General features: G+C 41.4%; 15 protein-coding genes. 6 read left to right on the top strand and 9 right to left on the bottom strand.

The genetic code is table 11. The annotated features are described in order from the left end of the window. The first annotated feature begins 4 nt into the window (after positions 1 to 4). The 5 genes from DUT71_RS07335 (at position 5) to DUT71_RS07355 (ending at position 9,322) form a co-directional block, all read left to right on the top strand. Entirely contained in the window at positions 5 to 1,177 is a 1,173-nt protein-coding gene (locus DUT71_RS07335) for a 2-isopropylmalate synthase (RefSeq protein ID WP_113661887.1), read from the top strand. Positions 1,178 to 1,670: 493 nt separating this feature from the next. Continuing rightward, on the top strand, positions 1,671 to 2,921 hold the full coding sequence (ilvA, locus tag DUT71_RS07340; RefSeq protein WP_113661888.1) for a threonine ammonia-lyase IlvA: 1,251 nt from the start codon (positions 1,671 to 1,673) through the stop codon (positions 2,919 to 2,921). A gap of 513 nt (positions 2,922 to 3,434) precedes the next feature. Then, positions 3,435 to 3,839 carry a YajG family lipoprotein gene (locus DUT71_RS07345; RefSeq protein ID WP_113661889.1) on the top strand — a complete coding sequence of 135 codons (405 nt, stop codon included), beginning with the start codon at positions 3,435 to 3,437 and terminating at the stop codon, positions 3,837 to 3,839. A 640-nt stretch (positions 3,840 to 4,479) separates the two neighbouring features. Then, positions 4,480 to 7,599 (top strand): SusC/RagA family TonB-linked outer membrane protein, encoded by a 3,120-nt coding sequence (locus tag DUT71_RS07350; RefSeq protein WP_113661890.1) that lies wholly within the window; start codon positions 4,480 to 4,482, stop codon positions 7,597 to 7,599. Between the two features lie 10 nt (positions 7,600 to 7,609). Next, complete coding sequence (locus tag DUT71_RS07355) at positions 7,610 to 9,322, top strand: RagB/SusD family nutrient uptake outer membrane protein (protein ID WP_113662131.1); 1,713 nt, start codon at positions 7,610 to 7,612, stop codon at positions 9,320 to 9,322. A 123-nt stretch (positions 9,323 to 9,445) separates the two neighbouring features. Here the strand turns inward: DUT71_RS07355 and DUT71_RS07360 are convergent, their stop codons facing one another. From DUT71_RS07360 to DUT71_RS07375, 4 genes are all read right to left on the bottom strand, one after another. Beyond that, complete coding sequence (locus DUT71_RS07360; RefSeq protein ID WP_240186874.1) at positions 9,446 to 10,480, bottom strand: ABC transporter ATP-binding protein; 1,035 nt, start codon at positions 10,478 to 10,480, stop codon at positions 9,446 to 9,448. Positions 10,481 to 10,808: 328 nt separating this feature from the next. After that, positions 10,809 to 11,612 carry an outer membrane beta-barrel protein gene (locus DUT71_RS07365; RefSeq protein WP_113661891.1) on the bottom strand — a complete coding sequence of 268 codons (804 nt, stop codon included), beginning with the start codon at positions 11,610 to 11,612 and terminating at the stop codon, positions 10,809 to 10,811. 86 nt (positions 11,613 to 11,698) lie between these two features. Next, positions 11,699 to 12,466: a hypothetical protein gene (locus tag DUT71_RS07370; protein WP_162795970.1), complete on the bottom strand. Its 768-nt coding sequence runs from the start codon at positions 12,464 to 12,466 to the stop codon at positions 11,699 to 11,701. Continuing rightward, positions 12,441 to 13,010: an RNA polymerase sigma factor gene (locus DUT71_RS07375; RefSeq protein ID WP_113661893.1), complete on the bottom strand. Its 570-nt coding sequence runs from the start codon at positions 13,008 to 13,010 to the stop codon at positions 12,441 to 12,443. Before DUT71_RS07375 ends, DUT71_RS07370 begins: the two co-directional genes overlap by 26 nt. Before the next feature lie 720 nt (positions 13,011 to 13,730). Between DUT71_RS07375 and DUT71_RS07380 the strand changes: the two genes are divergently transcribed. Next, the gene (locus DUT71_RS07380; protein ID WP_113661894.1) at positions 13,731 to 14,102 is read left to right on the top strand and encodes a DoxX family membrane protein; all 372 of its coding nucleotides are present in this window, start codon (positions 13,731 to 13,733) and stop codon (positions 14,100 to 14,102) included. Between the two features lie 63 nt (positions 14,103 to 14,165). On the opposite strand, the gene DUT71_RS07385 is transcribed toward DUT71_RS07380, so the two are convergent. The 5 genes from DUT71_RS07385 to DUT71_RS07405 all read right to left on the bottom strand — a co-directional run bounded on the left by DUT71_RS07385 (position 14,166) and on the right by DUT71_RS07405 (position 20,147). Then, complete coding sequence (locus tag DUT71_RS07385) at positions 14,166 to 16,043, bottom strand: mucoidy inhibitor MuiA family protein (protein ID WP_162795971.1); 1,878 nt, start codon at positions 16,041 to 16,043, stop codon at positions 14,166 to 14,168. A gap of 596 nt (positions 16,044 to 16,639) precedes the next feature. Further along, positions 16,640 to 17,833 (bottom strand): signal peptidase I, encoded by a 1,194-nt coding sequence (gene lepB, locus DUT71_RS07390; protein ID WP_113661896.1) that lies wholly within the window; start codon positions 17,831 to 17,833, stop codon positions 16,640 to 16,642. 3 nt (positions 17,834 to 17,836) lie between these two features. Beyond that, positions 17,837 to 18,580, bottom strand: a complete 744-nt coding sequence (gene dapB / locus DUT71_RS07395) for a 4-hydroxy-tetrahydrodipicolinate reductase (RefSeq protein WP_113661897.1) — start codon at positions 18,578 to 18,580, stop codon at positions 17,837 to 17,839. Next, positions 18,577 to 19,248, bottom strand: a complete 672-nt coding sequence (locus tag DUT71_RS07400) for a DUF5683 domain-containing protein (RefSeq protein WP_113661898.1) — start codon at positions 19,246 to 19,248, stop codon at positions 18,577 to 18,579. The genes dapB and DUT71_RS07400 overlap by 4 nt, the downstream gene beginning before the upstream one ends. Next, positions 19,248 to 20,147: a ParB/RepB/Spo0J family partition protein gene (locus DUT71_RS07405; RefSeq protein ID WP_113661899.1), complete on the bottom strand. Its 900-nt coding sequence runs from the start codon at positions 20,145 to 20,147 to the stop codon at positions 19,248 to 19,250. Before DUT71_RS07405 ends, DUT71_RS07400 begins: the two co-directional genes overlap by 1 nt. Positions 20,148 to 20,155: the final 8 nt, after the last annotated feature.

Consider the following 20,155-nt stretch of genomic DNA (forward strand, 5'->3'; position numbering starts at 1 on the left):
ACTTATGTTACACGACCCAAATAAAGTACACATTTTTGACACCACCTTGCGTGACGGCGAGCAGGTGCCAGGTTGCCAGTTGAGCACCCCTCAAAAAATTGAAATTGCGAAATCGTTGGAACTACTAGGTGTAGATGTAATTGAGGCAGGCTTCCCTGTTTCTAGCCCTGGCGATTTTAATAGCGTAATTGAGCTATCGAAAGCAGTGAACGACCCTATTATTTGTGCCTTAACCAGAGCCAATAAAAATGATATTGATGTGGCGGCCGATGCGCTACGTTATGCCAAAAGACCTCGTATCCACACGGGTATCGGTTCTTCTGATATGCATATTAAAACCAAGTTCAACAGCACTAGGGAAGAAATTTTAGAGCGTGCCATTGAAGCCGTAAAGTATGCCAAGAAATATGTTGAAGATGTAGAGTTTTATGCGGAAGATGCTGGTCGTGCAGATATTGAGTATTTAGCAAAGATGATTGAAGCGGTAATTGCCGCTGGTGCTACCGTGGTAAACATTCCAGATACCAATGGTTACTGCTTGCCAGATCAATACGGTTCAAAAATCTTATACTTAAAAGAGAACGTAAAAAATATTGACAAGGCCATCATTTCTTGCCACTGCCATAACGATTTAGGTTTAGCTACGGCCAACTCTATTGCTGGTTTACAAAATGGTGCCCGCCAGGTGGAATGTACCGTTAACGGGATCGGTGAGCGTGCCGGCAACACTTCGATGGAGGAAGTGGTGATGATTTTAAAAACGCACAAAACCTTGGGACTACATACCAACATCAATACACAGGGCTTTTACGAAATCAGCCACCAAGTGCGTAGCCTAATGAATATGCCGGTACAACCTAACAAAGCCATTGTTGGCGCCAATGCCTTTGCACATAGTTCGGGCATTCACCAAGATGGTTTCTTGAAAAATCGTGAAAACTACGAAATCATCAGACCAGAGGATGTGGGTTTTCCTGATGCCACCATTGTACTTACCGCCAGAAGTGGCCGACATGCTTTGAAACACCACTTAGACCGATTAGGCCATGCTTTGGATAAAGAGCAATTGGCGGTGGTTTATACCGCATTCTTAGACTTAGCAGATAAAAAACAAGGTATTGAAGATGGGGATTTAAACGAGCTGGTGGCTTTGCATTTAGCAACTAAATTGAGCTAAGCTTTTCTTTGAATAACGTAGTTCCGTAGCCATTTTCGTTATTGCGAGAGTTTACTCCGAATTGTCGGAGAGGAATGAGAGCTTATCCCGACATTTCGGGAAAGCAATCTTAAAGCGATAGAAAGTAAAAAACTAAATTAAGGGCGGTAGAATTTCATTTCCTCCCCCTTACCCCCTCGGAGAGGGGGACATACAAATTGCCTAACCGCCATGTGTCCCCCTTTGGAGGGGGTTGGGGGAGGATTTACAAGCATTGCATAAAGTTAACTAAACCTGATAGTAGTGGAAAGCTTTTTGTTAGCACAACCAACCGTTGAATGTCATGCTGAGCTTGTCGAAGCATCTGTAAGCGATGAAAATCCTTCGGCAAGCCCAGCATGACAGCACCAACAAAAACTTGCAACGAATAGCAGGACTACCGCAACCAATGAAAAGCCAAACTGCTTTTCAAAAAAATAAAAATTAAAAGTCCCGTAGATACGGGATTAAGCATATGGATACAACGACAACACATACTTTCGACTTCGACAAAGCTTTTGCCACCTTAAAAGGGGTGGTAAAAAGAACTCCTTTGGAGTATAATGCAGGACTTTCTTTAAAGTACAATGCCAATATTTATTTGAAGCGGGAGGATCTGCAAATTGTACGTTCTTACAAATTACGCGGTGCCTATAACAAAATCAGTGGTTTAACTGCCGATCAATTAAAAAATGGCGTAGTATGCGCCAGTGCGGGCAACCATGCGCAGGGAGTAGCTTATTCCTGCAAAAAGCTAGGCATCAAAGGCGTTATCTTTATGCCCGAAATTACACCCAAACAAAAAATTACCCAGGTAAATATGTTTGGCGGCGATAACGTTGAAGTGATTTTAATAGGCGATACTTTTGACGATTGCTTGAAAGAAGCCTTAGCTTACAGCGAAGAAAAATCCGCCACATTCATCCCTCCGTTTGACGATGAGAAAGTGATTGAAGGACAAGCTACGGTAATGATGGAGGTTTATCAGGACTTGCCCGAACTGGATGCCATTGTGGTGCCCATTGGCGGTGGCGGCCTGGCCTCTGGCGTAACCGCTTACCTGCAAACCGTAAAACCCAATGTGAAGGTTTTTGGGGTAGAGCCCTTAGGTGCACCCTCATTAAGTGAAGCCTTAAAACATGGCGGGCCAGTAACCGTAGAAAACATAGAGCGTTTTGTTGACGGTGCCGCCGTGAAAAGAATGGGCTGGATTACCTACAAATATTGCAGCGATTTATTGAGTTCTACTTATTTGATCCCAGAGGGACAGATTTGTACCACCATTTTAAAACTATACAACGAAGACGCCATTGTGGTAGAACCTGCGGGAGCTTTATCGGTAGCCGCATTGGAGCAGGTAAAAGATCAGATTGTTGGCAAAACGGTAGTTTGTATTGTGAGCGGCGGAAACAACGATATTGAGCGCATGCAGGAAATCAAAGAGAAGTCGTTGCTTTTCGAGGGATTGAAGCATTACTTTATTGTACGTTTTCCGCAGCGCCCAGGAGCTTTAAAACTTTTTGTGAACGAGGTTTTAGGCCCACAGGATGATATTACCCGTTTCGAGTTCATTAAAAAAACCAACCGCGAAAACGGGCCTGCTTTAGTAGGCATTGAATTGGCCAAAAAAGAAGATTATGCAGGCATTTTACAACGCTTAAAGGAATTTAAGTTTGATGTAATTGAATTGAACCAAGACGCAACTTTGTTTGAGTATTTGGTTTAACACAAATTTCGTCATTGCGAAGCACGAAGCAATCTTTCTTTCTGTCATTCTGAGCGAAGCGAAGAATCTGTATACGAGTAGCACTAAATAAAAGATTCCTCCTAACGTCGGAATGACACAATGTTGTAAGATTGCTTCGTGCCTCGCAATGACGAGTGTAATAGCAAAGCTTTTCCATTATTTTTTTATATTAAGTAAATAGGAGGCAAATATTGTCTCCTATTCTTCTTTAAAAAAGCTCCAAAAAATATCCATTTTAACAACCATAAAGAATAGTTAAAAAAATAACTGCACATTTTTTTGATTACAAAAGTTTAAAAAAAGGCCTAAAAACAACTAAAAACAAAGCTTATTGATTTTTGTTTATTAAACTTTGTGTTTTGGCACAAGCCTTACAAATATTTTGGCAATAGTTTTGTTATAAGCTTAACCACACACAAATGAAACTTGAATTTGAAATATCCTACTGCACACACATAGGAGTTTCTAAACCAAAAACAAACCACACACAAAATGAAAAAACTAACCCTACTCCTACTCTGCGTTGCCACACTAGGTTTGGCTTCATGCAAGAAAGACACCATTATTAACCAAGCTCCTAATATTACTATTGTAAGAGATATTGCTCCTTCTCAATGGGTCCCAAGTAATGATGGATTAACATTCAGTGCTACAGTTATCGATAAATTAATTGACAAATACCATGTTGATAATGAAGGAACATTAGTTTATATCTCCTATAATAGTGGCCAAAGCTATATACAGCTCCCATTTGTTTATAATGTAGATGCTTACAGTTATGAGGTTTACAATGGCGGACTGTCAATAGATATCCAAAGTTCAGATTATCAAGACAGAGCTCCAATTAAACCAACTTCAACTGTTCGAGTAAAAATTATACTTATTGCATCGGAGTAAAACAATCTGATGATAATTCAAAAAACGGTCAATGTGTACAAACATTGGCCGTTTTTTTGTGCCTTTCTCCTCCCAAACTTTTACAGCTCCCCATATTCCGTCAAAGGCTGTAATAACTCGCAAACAGTTCATCGATAAATGCCTCCTAAGCAGTACAAAAATCAAACGTTTGCGTTCAAAAACACACGGAAAAGTTACATACCTATCTGTAGTACCTTATATGTATGCTAAAAGCATCTATCCTATCATTTGTCATCTGAAAAACATGCCCCATTGCGCAAGCGTTTGCGCTAAGTTTTAACTAAAACCTTACTCTTTCAAGTTTTAGATTTGCTAATACTTACTAACCAAACTATTAGCCAAAACCAAACTTTCATAAACCTATGACCTGAAAATTCATACATCTTGGGAGTGAATAAATCATTTGCCTATACGCTCTCCAACGTTCTCCAACGCTCTCCAACGCTTTCGCCTATCAGTGAAAAACAATACGCAAAGTAAACAACACCATTACCCATACAACCATTACTAATACAAAAAACAGACTTGAAACAAACCCTAACCCAAAACACTGATCGACTTTGAAGCATTACACTTCACCAAACTAACTAAGTGCATTAAGAACAAAACTTCAGTTCCAATGAAACAAAAAACTAACCAGACAAAAAACAACCCACCTCAGCGATTAAAAGGCGAAAAACCTTTAAATCTCTTTTTTGCCACCATGAAGGTTGCCACGCTGCTTACCGTGGGGATCTCCACTTTCGCGAGCGCAAAAGACATCGCCATCTACAAAAATCCAAGTAACACCGAGGAAATGGCAGCTCAACAAGCCGTTTCGGGCACCGTAAAAGATGCTAATGGACTTGGCATACCAGGCGTAACCGTAACCGTAAAAGGCACCACCAAAGTTACCTCTACCGATAATTCGGGTAATTTTAGCATCCAGGCCAAAACAGGCGATGTATTAGTCATCAACTTTATAGGTTATACCACAAAGGAAGTTACCGTAACTGGGGCTTCTCTAGGAAACATCACCCTTAGCGAATCTTCGGAAACGCTAGGCGAGTTAGTGGTAGTAGGTTACTCGGTACAGAAAAAAGAAAGCCTAACTGGTTCGTTAAGTACCATTAGCGGAGATAAGCTAAAAAATGTAACCTCACCCAATGTACAAAATCTGCTTGCGGGTAAAGCACCTGGCTTATTTGTAGCCCCAGGCTCGGGAAGACCAGGAAGCGTAGGTGCAGTGATTATCCGTGGACAAGCTACTTTAAACGGCACAACCAGTCCACTTTGGGTAATTGATGGGGTAATTGTAGGCTCAAGCCCCGGCGAGATCAATCCAGAGGATATCGAAAACCTTACCGTGTTAAAGGATGCTGCTTCAACTGCAATTTATGGTTCGCAAGGAGCCAATGGCGTAGTAGTAGTTACCACCAAAAGGGCAAAATCTGGACAAATGAGCATAGATGTCTCCTCCAGAGCCGGTTTAACAACCCTTACCAATGGTAACCTAGAGGTAATGAACGGCGCAGAGCTTTATGATTATTACGCATCATTTGCCAATGCCAGCTCCATTGCCTTTCCACGTTGGAAACCCGAGCTGCGCAACAGCAATTTTGATTGGTGGGATTTAGCCACCAAACAGGGCTTTAACCAAAACCATAATATCTCGATACAAGGAGGCACCGAAAAACTACAATCGTTCCTATCCGTAGGATACTATGATGAATCGGGTGCCGTAAGAGGATATGATTACGAACGTTACAATTTTAGGTTGAACACTGTTTATAAGCCTTTTGAATGGTTAACCATTAAGCCTTCCATTGTAGGTTCCCGCCGTGCGGTTGATGACAAACAGTACTCTGTAACCTCCATGTATTCCAACCTGCCATGGGATAGTCCGTATGATGCCAATGGCAACTTGGTAGGACACCGCTCAAGTTTGTGGGTAAACAGTGCAAGTACCAATTACCTGTATGACCTGCAGTGGAACAAGTCTGCCAATACCAATTACGAATTTATGGGCAATTTTGATTTCGACATCAAAATCAATAAAAACTTTACCTTTTCTTCGGTTAACAACTACAGATACAACGCTTATGCAGGCAGCAGCTATACTGATCCCAGGTCAAACGGCGGACAAAGTGTAAACGGACGTATTACCGATTACCGATCGGAATATACCAGACGCTATACCAACCAAATTTTACGCTACCAAAATTTATGGGGCAAGCATGATTTTAATGCTTTGGCCGGCTATGAATTTAACGATTATAGTGCCAAAACATTAGATGCTTATGGCACCGGCATTGTACCCGGTTTTGAAGTGCTTGACGTAACCGCTAAACCAGAAAGAACCAAAGGGGCAATAAGCGAATGGGCCATGCAATCTTTGTTCTTTAATTCAAACTATGCTTATGATGGCAAGTATCTTTTACAATTTTCAGTGCGCAGGGATGGGGCTTCTAACTTTGGTGTAAAATACGGCAACTTTTTTTCTGTAGGCGCTGGCTGGAACATTCATCGCGAAAACTGGTTTAAGCTAAGCCAAATCAACAACCTAAAACTTCGTGCTGCTTACGGTACCGTAGGTAATCGGCCAACTTCGCTATATCCACAGTTTGATCTATATGCGGTGAATACCTCGGCCAGTTACAACGGAATACCAGGTTTGTTAATCGCTTTTCCGGGCAACAAAGACCTTACCTGGGAGCAAACCTATACTACCGGGGTAGGTTTGGACCTCGCCGCTTTTAACAACAGATTAAGATTGAACTTAGACTATTATGTTAAAAATACCGACAACATCATCACTGGTGTGCGAATCTCGGGTTTAACCGGCGTAAACCTCATGGACCAAAACGTAGGTGAAATGAAAAACAAGGGGATAGAAGTAAATCTTGGAGGCGATATTATACGTACTTCTGATTTCAAGTGGAGTTTGGACATCAACCTTGGCCATAATAAAAACAAACTTACCGATATCTATAAAACCAGGAACGCAGATGGCACTTATACGGCCAAGGATATCATCCAGGACGATAAACTAGGTGTGGCCGGTTCAGCTAGCCGCTTGTTAAAAATAGGCATCCCTGTTGATACATATTACCTGAAAGAATGGGCTGGAGTAAACCCTGCTGACGGGAAACCGATGTGGTACATCGTAACCAGAGATGCAAGTGGCAAGGAAACCGCAAGAACAACTACCTCCGATTACAGTAAAGCAACCTTCGAAATATTAGATAAAGCTTCGCCAGATATTTTTGGGGGCATAACCACCTCGCTATCTTGGAAAAATTTTGACATGAATGCCGTTTTCGGCTATTCCATTGGCGGTAAAGTTTATAACTATTCGCGTCAGGAATACGATTCGGACGGAACCTATACCGATAGGAACCAAATGAAATTAATGGATGGCTGGAGCAGATGGCAAAAACCTGGCGATGTAGCCACACACCCTGTTGCACGATATAACAACCAGGACAAGGGAAATCTAGTATCATCTCGTTTTATTGAAAGCAACGACTTCTTTAGGCTACGTTCTCTGGCCCTGGGATATCATGTTAACCTGAAAAAATACAAGATCAAAAACCTTAGGGTTTTCCTAACGGGAGAAAATCTGTTTGTCATCACCAAATACTCGGGTGTTGATCCAGAGATCCCTACCAGCGACGGTGGAACGGTGCTGTTCTCAACCGGACCAGCGGTGTATCCAATGACCAGAAAATTCATGTTAGGACTTAATGTTTCATTCTAAAAAAAATAAAATGAAAAAGATATTAACGATAATTTTAACTACGATAGCTCTATCATCTTGCGAAATTGATAGAGAACCATACGGCTATGCCAAAGCCGAAAACATAGCCAAAAACCCGGAAAACTCCATAGATGCCCTGTTAAACGGAACGTATGCGCAGCTTAAAGCCTGGTCTGACCCCATGCACCGTTTAGGTGAATACGCCGGCGACAATATCATGATCAGGGGATCGTCTACAGATGCCTTTTACGAATTTATATCCTTTGCCAGAACACCAAACAACGGTAGATTATCTACCTTTTGGGACAGCGGCTACAAAGCCATTGCACAGGCTTCCAATATCATTAACATGATCCCGCAAGGTAAAAGCGCAGCTATTGACAGTAAATTGGGCGAGTGCTATTATATCCGTGGAATGATGTATTTCTATTTGGTTCGTGCGTTTGGCCGACCATATTATCAAAATCCGGAAACTAACCTGGGCGTTCCAATTGTAAACGGAACTCCTGCCGACATTAAAAATGTAACCCTGCCCGATAGATCAAGCGTTAAGGCCACTTATGAGCAGGTAATTGCCGACCTGAAAAAGGCCGAAGAACTGATCTCGGTAAATAAAGGGCCAATTTTTGCCTCTAAGGCTGCCGCACAGGCCATGCTTTCGAGAGTTTATCTTTACATGAGTGGAACTTATGAAAACCCCAACCAAAATTATGCCCAGCTTGCCGTGGATTATGCAACCAAGGTGATAGATGCTTCGGGAACCTACAGCCTGTTGCCAAGAGCGCAGTTTATGAAATACAATACCCTTACCCCAGAAAACAACAAGGAAACCATTTTCGCAATCAAACGTGTGGCCTCAGAATTTTCTGGTTTCGACCACTATTATGGGGTAGGTGGCATGTACTCCAACATTGGCGGTATGGGTTGGGGCGAAATGTATGCCAGTGCAAAATACATCGGTTTGCTTAACGAAACCGGAAGAAACGATTGGAGGCCTGACAGCTATAAAATCGTAGATGCCAGGGCTGCCTTTATTGAACCTACCTATGCCAAAAATGCTGCAGGAGCCTACACCGAAGTATTTAGGTTTATCAAAGATGATGTAAACAATACCTTAAATTATGTGCAGTTAAATACTACCCGCAACGGCAGTACCATTACCTGTGCTGAAGGGGCGGCTACTTATACCCTTACCGCTGTTGATGCCGCACAGGGTATTTATACCATCACCTATAAGGATGGCAAAACCTACACCGGGTATATCGACTATTTCATTACCTTAAACCGTGTTTATCCTCAATTTTATATTGTGAAATGCTCTAGAGAGGGCGAAGATTCGCAATTGCATTCTCCAGTAATCAGCAGGTTGGGAGAAGTTTATTTAAACAGGGCCGAAGCCTACGCCAAACTGCAAAACTATGGCCTGGCGCTTAACGATTTGAATACCATCAGAAACCGCTCTATCGTTAACGGCGGCTATACTTCGCTAAATGCCAGCAATGCAGGTGATAGGATCGATAAAGAAAGACAGTTGGAGCTGGCCTACCAGGCAGAGCGCAGTTTTGATGTTTTCAGGAACGGAAAGCCCCTTAACCGCCAATACCCTGGCCCCCATAACCAAACGGCAAACATTGCAGCTACCGACTTTAGGGTAATTTACTACATCCCTCAAGATGCCATTAACTCGTACCCAGGAAAATTAACGCAAAATCCTACGCAGTAAAGGATGGCGAGAAACAATTTCAAATTGGTATAAAAGTGCTAAAGCAAATGTTTAAACATTTGTAGGCCACAGATGCACAGATAAAAGGTTTAGAAAACCGGTGTATCTGTGGTTAATTAATAATTAAAATTCCAGAAAACGGCCAATGTTTACATACACTTGGTCGTTTTTTTTATGCTCGCCGCTGTTTAACTGTAGGGCCCTGATATGCACGCCGTTTCTTTCCAAAAGCAGTTCATCATAAAAACCTTTATAGTAAATATCCCGTACGTTAAACTTCTTGGCCGACCAGCTTGCCTTTAGCTCTACCCATTCGGGATAAAAGCAAACCTGCTCTTTAGTTACCTTAAGTTCCAGTTGTTGGGCCTGCTGCTTAGAAAGCACTACGGCATTCCCCAACATTTTGGCGGTATAGGTATTGGTTGGCTGGCCATAAACTTCCCTTGGACTGCCTTGTTGCTGCAGTTTACCTTCCCTTAAAATCACCAAACGATCTGCCATAAACAAGCCATCGGTAGCATCATGCGAAACCATGATAATGGTAAGCCCGGTTTCTTTGGATAAACGTTTGATATCGGCACGCAATTGATTTTTCAGAATAGCATCCACTTGCGAAAAAGGCTCATCCAGCAGCAGCACCTTGGTGTCACTCACCAAAGCTTTGGCAATGGCCACCCGTTGCTGCTCGCCCCCGCTCAGTTCAATAATCTTTTTGTTTTTAAGCGCAGTAATGCGCAGGTGCTCCATCACCTCCATGGTTTTCTGCTGCTTTAGCGCCACATTGGTATTAGACAGCATAGCGGCGATATTATCGTACACCTTGGCATAAATGTTCAACGAAAAATCCTGGGTAACCATTTTCATATCCGCATGCCCCGGAATAAGCTGTTCATCAGGGCCCTTCACCCGCTTTCCGTTAAACAGCACCTCGCCCTCGTCTACTTTCAACAAACCGTAGATAGATTTTAACAAGGTCGATTTTCCACTACCACTTTCGCCGATAATGGCTACAATTTCGCCCGCTTGAATATCAAAACTAACTCCAGAAATACCCGATAACTGCTCTGCCTGGTGCTGTTTAGTTAAGTTTTGAACACTAATGATGATTTCGTTCACGTGGGTAAAGATAGTTAAAAAGAACCTTTGTTTATCGTCCATTTCCTTGGCAGTAACTTAACCAAAGAATAACATTGTATCCGATAAAACCATTCCGATCTTCCAAAGACCAACTTACGCCTTCCGAAGACCTCGCTAGCGCAATGTTACACATCAATAAATATCTTCAAACCAACTGTTTGCTTTAATATCATCTCCTCCCCTCTCTACGCCCATGTAGTTTTACTGCCAAATACCTAAACAATTTCCAACAATAAAAAAAATCCCGTCTCTATATCAGAAACGGGATTGATTTCATTGCTGTGTGCGTGTATTTTTATGCAAAACATTAAGTATAGTTGAGGCTTAAGGTTTCCTAATGCCTTAATGTTTAGTTCAAGCCAAATGTTAAACCAAACGACATGCTTTTTAATCCTTTTTGGGCATCGGTATCAAACATATCGTTGGCATTGTATTTAGCAAACAATCCTAAGCCACCGTAACCAATTCTCAGGGTACCGCCGTAGCGGAAAGGAGCAAAATGGTAGTCGTCTTTTATTTTCACTTTACCAAATTCATCGCTGATTTGTTTAACCTTTCCGCCCAATAAAAATCCAATCTCTGGCCCAATTACAAACCTAAAGCGTTTGCCATGGTTGTTCTCTTTGGTTCTAAACTCAAAGTTTAATGGTACGTGAACATAGCTGCTCGAAAAACGGTTTTTGCTGAAAATTACGTCCTCTTCCTTGTACTCCAAAGTTGGTTTGTTTTTTTGAATGGTAATATCCCTATCCAAACGGATATGTGTCCAATCAAAACCACCCGCTAAATAAATTTTAAAGTGGTTGTTAAACCTATAGCCAAACTGTAAAACATCAAAAGAAAGCGTGCTCGTTTTCCAAGGTTTGTAATCAAGGAAATCATTAGCGCCCGATAAGGTAAAACTTCCATTGTCAATCAATTTGGCCAGGCCAATATCCAAACGTGTAAAGGTAATGCCGCCTACAAAACGACCTTTATTTTGATCGACTTTGCCAGTGCTATCTTTCTTCTCCCCTATGGTAATACCAACGCCGTAGTTAATTTCAAACTTTTTGCGCTTAACGCTATCTTTAACCTCTTGTGCTTTTAAGCTTCCCGCTGCTATAAAAGTAAGTCCACTTACCAATACTGCTTTTAAAATTAGATGTTTCATTTGTGTGTGTTTATATTGTTGTAAAGTTGGCATGTTGGAAGGTTATAAAATCATCCTGTTCATCCTCCAAGCCCAAAATCCTGCTCCTATTTTTTCTTATTCAACCTAACAAAGCCAATGTTCAGTCCAATAATCGAAGAGTTATCATCATCATCCGTATTGAATTTGATAAGTTTTTTCTCTCTTTTATCTACTTTTTCAACCACATAGTTGATCAAATCGCCCATGTTACGTATTCCCTTTTTATTGGTTTCAGCCGTTTGTGCTGTAGCATTATCGTCATCAGTTAAATTTCCCAAACTTGCAATCATGCTGGCATCGCTTTGCGCTACAGTATTTACCGGCACAACATTTCCCGTATTCACTACATCCAGTGCCCTAACTTCTGCTCGTTTAATAGGTAGATGTTCATTTTGTACAGATGGTTGCACGACCGCAATATTATTTTTTGATTCATCTACCAATTGCGCTACTACGGCAGCCGGTACTTCCCTTTTGGCCAGGTTACGGTTAGCCACCCTATGCACATTTACCGGTGCAGGTTCATTTTGCTCCGTTTGAGGCGCTTCCACAACCAATACAGGCTGCTCTACCACTGGCTGGGCCACTGCAACCTCCGTTGCGGCACTTTGCAGGTAAATTTTCTCTCCGCCTTGGCTAAACCATATTGCCGAGGTTACGGCAACCACACTGGCGGCTGCCACCCACATCAAAGGAAACCTGCGTTTAGGCTTAACCGCCAATTGCCCTTCAATATTGGCCCATAAATTTGCTGAGGGTTCAACCTCTGCATTCATCAATTTGTCTCTAAACAAATTGTCAAAATCATTATCCGGCATGTGTTGCATAACCAAAGCCCTCCAATTTTAAAATTTCCTGTTGTAAAATCGCCCTAGCTCTCGAAAGCTGCGATTTGCTTGCTCCTTCGGTAATTCCCAAGGTTTCCGCAATTTCCTTATGCGAATAGCCCTCAATTGCGTACATATTGAACACCATTCTGTAGCCATCGGCCAGTTTCTGTATCACTTTCATCAAATCCTGCATACCCAAACTGCCAAAGTCAAAACCATTCGAAGGTTGTTCATAAGCATCCTCAATAGGTACTACATTTAAAGACCGTAAATTTTTGCGGTAACTTTCAATAGCGGTATTTACCATAATGCGGCGCATCCATCCTTCAAAAGAACCTTCGCCCTTAAACTCTCCAACCTTTTGAAAAATCTTTACGTACCCTATCTGCAAAACATCCTCAGCCTCCATCCTATCCTTGGCATAGCGCATGCAAACCGCCAACATTTTCGACGCAGTTTGCTTATACAGCATTTCCTGCATCTGCCTGTTGCCGGCCTTACAACCTTTCATCAGTTCATCTAACGTATATATTTTAGCCACCTTCATTTGTTCGCTTGCATAAGGGTAGATGTAGGTTTCTGCCCAAAGGTTGCAAGCACGTTAAAAAATATTTTCTTTTCAGGAGAGATGCGGCCATACCGCTGTTAGGCATAGCACTTTTTTGTTTTTCGAAAAGCAAAAATAGTAGTTCTTGGATTATTTCAGCCCCGCTTTCGTTACAATCTTTTTGTAACCCCTGTCAACCTGTGAGCAAAGGTTCTGTTTCATCGCCTCCAAATGCTTCGTTCCTCAGCATAACCGCTTTATTTCCGTTACCCTAACAAAAAGTATTTCCACTACAATCGGGTTTAATCTTGATCGTTTTATGCCCTTTTGCCAAGAGGACGCCACTGCTAAAAGCGCGTGAAACAGCTCCTATCAAAGCATTTTCCTTTCCAAGGCAGCCGTATAAAAACAGAACAAACCATAACTTGAGCAGCTAAGACCTCGAACAGGTCAAATATTTATAAAAACATCCCCACCGCTCCGGGTACGACTCCGCAGGAGTCGCATAATTTCCCCCACATACTTATCTATAAGCATTGAAATCCTTCGGATTTTCGATTCCCTGATGGTTTCCTATCAAAGCATTTCCCTTTCCAAGGCACCCATACAAAACCGGCTACACACAACCTAAAGCTCTAAAAAACAACATGTTAAACTTGCAACTTTGTAAATATTTTTATTTAACTTTAATTACAAGTCAAAATTTAAAAACATAAACTAATGAAAATTGTAAAACTAATTTTGTGCGTACTATTCGGACTGATGTTCATTAACGCTGGGCTCGACAAGTTTTTACATTACATGCCCATACCAAAAATGGAAGGTGAAGTTTTAGCCGTAGGTATGGCTATGGCCAGCATAAAATGGCTGATGCCTTTAGTGGCCACTATTGAAATATTGGGCGGTCTGTTATTTGCGATCCCTAAAACAAGGGCATTGGGGGCCATTGTCATTTTTCCGATCATGGTAGGTATTATGCTACACCACGCCACTTACTTACCACAAGGTTTACCACTTGCCGCCCCATTCTTCCTCATCAATTTATGGATAATTTTTGATAACTGTAACAAATACAAGCCAATGGTAAGCTAATTGGAATATAATAAGACTTACGAAGTTTTTTGAAACTTCGTAAGTCTAACAAAATCAATCTCCTTACTCAATATTAACCGGCCTGTTTTTCGGATACTTTACCTGATATTTCAGATCTAGCTTTTTTTGTTCATTAGGCTGTAACAAAAACTGCCAAATCAATTTGCCTGTAGCTTCATCCAGCTTGGCTTTCGAAAGTTCTTGCTTCTCTACACTAATGTCGCTGTTGGTGGCTACCGGAATTTGGTCCTCTATGGTTAAGTTAATGGCTTGGCTTTTTCTGTTTTTTACCTCAATTACAAAATGCCTGCTATCCTTTTGCGACGAACCAATAAATTGTCTTTCCGTATATCCTTTTTGCTTTTCGCGTTTTACCGATACATTTTTATCTACCCCTAACGATATGGTCAACGTATCTGCTTGCTGCACATCTAATAAGGTTTTGCCCAAGTAAGTTCCCTCAAAGAAAATATTGGCTTCGCCGCTAATCAAGTTAATATCATTAAAGTCGGTAATTTTAGCCGTTAAAAAAGCATCAGCTGCTGCTTTTGGAACAGCGTAATATTCGTATGCTGCTTTAAAGTCGTAATTGCCAATGTCTACCGCAGCCTGTTTGCCATCGCTCAAAATCGTATAAGGCATTTTTATTTCGAAACTAACATTAGTTTGTTTTTCTACGCTGGCCACTTCCAACGGGACAGACGAAATTGAATTTACCCCTCTAATACGAAGTTGAGGCGAAGGGCTAGCCGTTGTGTTTGACTTAGCACTTCCATATCCCATCACCACCACTTCCTGTAAAAGTTTGGTATCGGGCTTCAGTCTCACGTTTACCTGTCCGTAAGAAGCGGTCAGTTCCTGCGGATCATAACCGATGTAAGAAAACTGTAACTTATTTGCGCCAACAGGCATTTGTATCGAATAATTACCGTCTGGATCAGTCACTGTAGCAATTGAAGAATTTTTAACCCTTATGGAAACACCTGGCAAGGCAGAATTATCAGTATCATCTACCACTTTACCTTGTACCAAATTTGAAGTAGCTGCTGTTGGACTAAAAAACGAATATCCAGCACTTAAATAACCCAATAAGTACGTTGGCAATTTTGGTTTTTCATTATTATTGGATGGATTTCCAGAAGACAAAGTTAATTTTACATTTTTCCAGTCTTCCCCTGAGTTTTGGCTCACATTGGCCTTATAAACCAATTGTATCGGGCTGGCCACATCAATGGCCCTAATATCGTAACTTGGATACCAACTGGCATTTTTCACTAAATAAGCCAATGTAAACTTACCTTTAGTAGCCGCTTTTGCAGAAACTTTTACCACGACATCGCTGGCATTACCAATGGGCTTGCCATCTACCTCTGCAATTTGCCTGTTTAGTTTCTTGAACTGTTCTTCCTGCTGACTGATTTCTTTTTCTATCGAAATTTGCTTGGTTTTTGCTTCGCTCAATCGCTGCTTCTGAAAATCCAACGCCGCTTTAAGCTTAACCAAATCATAATTTACATTTGGTCCCATTACCGTTTGGTTTTTCATCAACATTTCCTCTTCAGCTTTGTAAACGGCAATTTCATTTCTCAGTGCAACCATCTTATCAGCAATCTCTGCCAACTTGGCTTCCAATGCCATTTTTTGCGCTGATTTCTTCTTTTCCAACAAGAAATTACTTTGACGGGTAACTGATAAAATGGTAAAATTCCCCTCACCTTTGGCTTGTAAACTTTGGGTTTCAATACTTGACGAAAGACCCGAAAAAACAAGTAAACTTACCCCTTGGGGCAACTCTACCATATCTGACTGGCGTAGTACCTGTGCACCGTTCATGAATACGGTAACACCAGCAATTTTTGAATTTACATTGATTTGATTGTCTTGCGCAAAAACTGCGAAATGAATAAAGAGCAGCAATGCAGATAGTAGTTTCTTTCCCATATTTAATGAATTTATACTACCATGATGCAAGACTATTTCTATTTGCATAACATTCCACAAAAAAAGCATCACTTTTTAGAGTATACTTTTTTTTGCGCGTACCATAATATATTCCAAAAACTCAATCTCATTGAGCAGCAATCTTCTTCTCCAGCGGAGATAATAATCCACCAGTACTAAACTGCGTTCAATTTAAAATCCGACGGATTTCAATAGTTATAGGAAAAGATTATGGGCAAATGCGACTCTGTAGGAGTCGTATGAAATATTAGTGGATTTTATAAAGATTTGACCGCTTCGAGGTCTAAAAAATATATTCATAAATGAAAAAATTGCCAGATCTACTACTCGTTGCGCTGGTTGAAACGACAGGCGATCAGAGGAACTGAAGACTTACGAAGTTTTGAAACAACGACACCACTACTTACCGCTGAAAACAATTGAAATTACTTCATAAGTCAAGCCTAGATCCAGTGCACAAAAAAAGCATCACTTTTTAGAGTGATGCTTTAAAATTCTCGTTATTGCGCAATACGAAGCAATCTTAATGCGATAGCATATGAAATAAGTCTCGCACCCCGCACTGATGTTTTTATCTAATGGATGCCTTTAAAAATCCGGCTCCATCTTATTTTGTTAAAGAAGGAACCTTCGCCATCGACGCTCAGCCAAATAAACAATGCCTTGCCCACAATGTGGTCTTCGGGTACAAAACCCCAGTAGCGCGAATCTGCCGATGCATGACGGTTATCCCCCATCATCCAATAGTAATTCATTTTAAAGGTATAAGTTGTGGCCTTTTTGCCGTTCAGCATCCAGTCGTTGCCTACTTTTTCTAATTGATTTCCTTCATAAATACGGATAGCTCTTTCGTACAAAGGCATGTTTAAGCTGTCTAAAGTAACGGTCCATCCCTTTTTAGGCACCACAAATGGTCCGTAGTTGTCCAAATTCCATTTCCTGTTTTTATCATGAGGGAAAATCAACGGGTCATATTCCTCTGGAGCGGTCAATTCTTCGCTAACGGACTTTACATAGGGAGATTTTTTCAATTCTTTGATCAGGTCAGGCGTACCTTCAAACCTGAAAACTGTGGGCAATGCCGTAGGCCCAACTTTAAAGCCCATTTCTTCAAAAAGCTTTAAATTAACCTCCGACGTATTAAACTCCACAGTATAACCAAAACCACCAGTACCAACTAAAGGCGATGGCTTACCATTTACAATGGCCAGACCATTTTTCATCGCCATGGTATCGCCCGCAATAGCGATACAGCGTTTGATAAAGTTTTCACGTTTATCTACCGGCCTGCTCACCACGCTAAATTGCGACCAGATCGATTCCCTGCTTTCGCCCCGCAATTGCATTTGATAGTAATTGTCGTCCTGTCGTTCCAACACTACGGTATCACCCTCGGGGAAATTAAAAACCACTACATCGTTCCGCTTGATCTCCTGAAAACCAGGCAGTCTTCTATATTTCCATTGTACGCCATCCCAATAAGCCTTAGTCCCAAAAATGGGCATGGTATGATGCGCAAATGGAAAAGCAACCGGGGTCATCGGTACACGGGCACCATAGTTTACCTTGCTTACAAAAAGGAAATCGCCTACCAAAAGTGAGCGTTCCATGGAACCCGAAGGAATGGTATAGGCCTCAATAAAAAACACTCGGATAATCGTTGCCGCTACCACTGCAAATACAATGGCGTCAACCCATTCTCTGGTTTTCGTTTTTTTCTTTTTAGGCTTATCTGAATCTTTTCTTTTTTGCCAGAATTTCCAATTCATTGCTTAATCTTTAAAATTAAATATATCAGCTATGCTGTAAAAACCTTTTTTATTTTGCAGCCATTCTGCGGCTACTACTGCACCCAGGGCAAAACCTGCCCTACTATGTGCCGTGTGCTTAATCTCAATATCATCAACCTCTGAACTATATAGTACCGTGTGTGTTCCGGGTACATTTTCAATCCGGAGCGACTCGATCAGGAGTTGATCATTTTTCAGTTTTTCTGAAATTGGCGTTCCTTCCAATTCGTTTACCCACTCTTTCTTACTATCCATCGCGTCAATTATTCCCTCGGCAATAGTCATGGCCGTGCCGCTTGGGGCATCCAGTTTTTGGGTGTGGTGTATCTCTTCTACCTGTACATCATAGGCTGGATAATTGTTCATCAGTTTTGCCAACACTTTATTTAAATGGAAAAAGATATTGACCCCGATGCTAAAGTTAGAGCCATAAAGCAAGGTATTGTTACTGGCTTCACAATCGTTTTTAATTCTTTGCAGTTCGCCATACCAACCGGTAGTACCTACTACCACTGGCACATTGGCTTCAAAACATTTATAAATATTGTCAACGGCAGCATGCGGCGCACTAAAGTCGATAGCCACATCGGCTTTTTCCAAATTTTCTACGGTAAAGTCTTCCAGGTTTTCTATACCTATTTTAAGCACAACTTCGTGCCCTCTTTCTATAGAAAAGCGTTCGATAATTTGGCCCATTTTGCCATAGCCTAAAAGCGCTATCTTCATAATCTAAGGGTGAGTTTTAATGCAGGCGCAATATTATTAAGGCCGTACATGGTGTTTGTATTGATGATAGATGGCGATACCTTGATGGACAAAGTTTCGTCAACGTTGAAATATTTTAGCCGGGCGGTTACGTAGGCATCCAAAACGTTTAAGCCGTATAGGCCTACCAAGGAAATGATTACCACTTCGCGGTTACGTCTATAAATGTTTTTGGCGGTGGTAAGGGCGTCTACATTTGGATATTGTGTTAACCCGTTATTAGGATCGGGTGCACCGCCGTTGGCCTGCCTATACTGTAGTTCCCTTAAAAATCTCTTATAGTTGTTGTTGTTATCGATGTACGACATCACCAACATGGTTCCACCGGCATAAATAGCTCCAATTTTACCAAGGAGGTAAATTTTTTGGCCAATTTTCTTACCTTCTGTCCTGCCGTTCTTCACGTCATCAACCACCAAGCCGTAATTATAAAGCTGCCCGAGTCCAGGAAAAATCAACGATCGGTAAACCGCCTTTTTACCGGCTATTTTACCTTGGTTAACATATTTTGGGGGAGCAATGGTATCCAATTTAGCTGTAGTATCCTGCTTTGCCGGGTTCACGGGGTTTTGCGCATTGGCTAGGGCAAACACGAAACAAAGTACAACAGAAAGCAAGAATGCCCGCATTACCAATCTAACAGTTCTAAAATTCGATTAAGATCGTCGTTGTTTACAAAGGGAATTTCAATGGCGCCTTTGCCATTGTCTTTAACCTTTAACTTCACATTGGTAGCAAATTTTGAGGCCAAATCATTCTGTAGTTTTTGATATTCAAAAGAAACCGCCTCCGTTTTTACGGGCGCTTTTATTTGTACATGATGGATACCACGTACCAATTCTTCAACCTTGCGTACAGAAAGTCCCTTATCAATGATTTCTTGGTGGATAAAAAGTTGCTTGGCTTCATCTTCTACCGAAATGAGTGCACGGGCATGTCCCATCGATATTTTATTGTCGCGAATGGAAGCCTGTATGGCCGGAGGCAGTTTCAGCAAGCGCAGGTAGTTGGCCACCGTAGTGCGGTTTTTGCCCACACGCTCACCCAGTTGCTCAGCTTTAAGGTTACACTCGTCTATCATTTGTTGAAAGCTTAAAGCCACCTCAATGGCGTTTAGGTTTTCTCGCTGGATATTCTCGATTAAAGCCATTTCCAACATCTGTTGGTTATCGGCAGTACGAATATAAGCCGGAATTTCTGTTAAACCGGCAAGTTTAGAAGCTCTAAACCTACGTTCACCAGAAATCAATTGGTATTTATCACCGTTTTTACGTACGGTAATGGGTTGGATCAAACCTTGTACTTTGATCGATTCGGAAAGTTCATCAAGTGCTACCTGATCAAACTCTGTACGTGGCTGATAAGGGTTTGTTTCGATATCAGCAATGCTGATATGGCTAATACTTCCTACTTGCGGTGTTGCAGGTACATTTTCTACGGCAGGCTTAACGGCATTTACCGTTTCGTTGTCATCCAAAAGCGCACTTAATCCTTTGCCTAATCCGGTCTTTCTTTGAAAAGATGTCATCTATATAT

It is taken from the genome of Pedobacter nanyangensis (assembly GCF_003313505.1).
Taxonomy (GTDB): Bacteria; Bacteroidota; Bacteroidia; order Sphingobacteriales; family Sphingobacteriaceae; genus Pedobacter; species Pedobacter nanyangensis.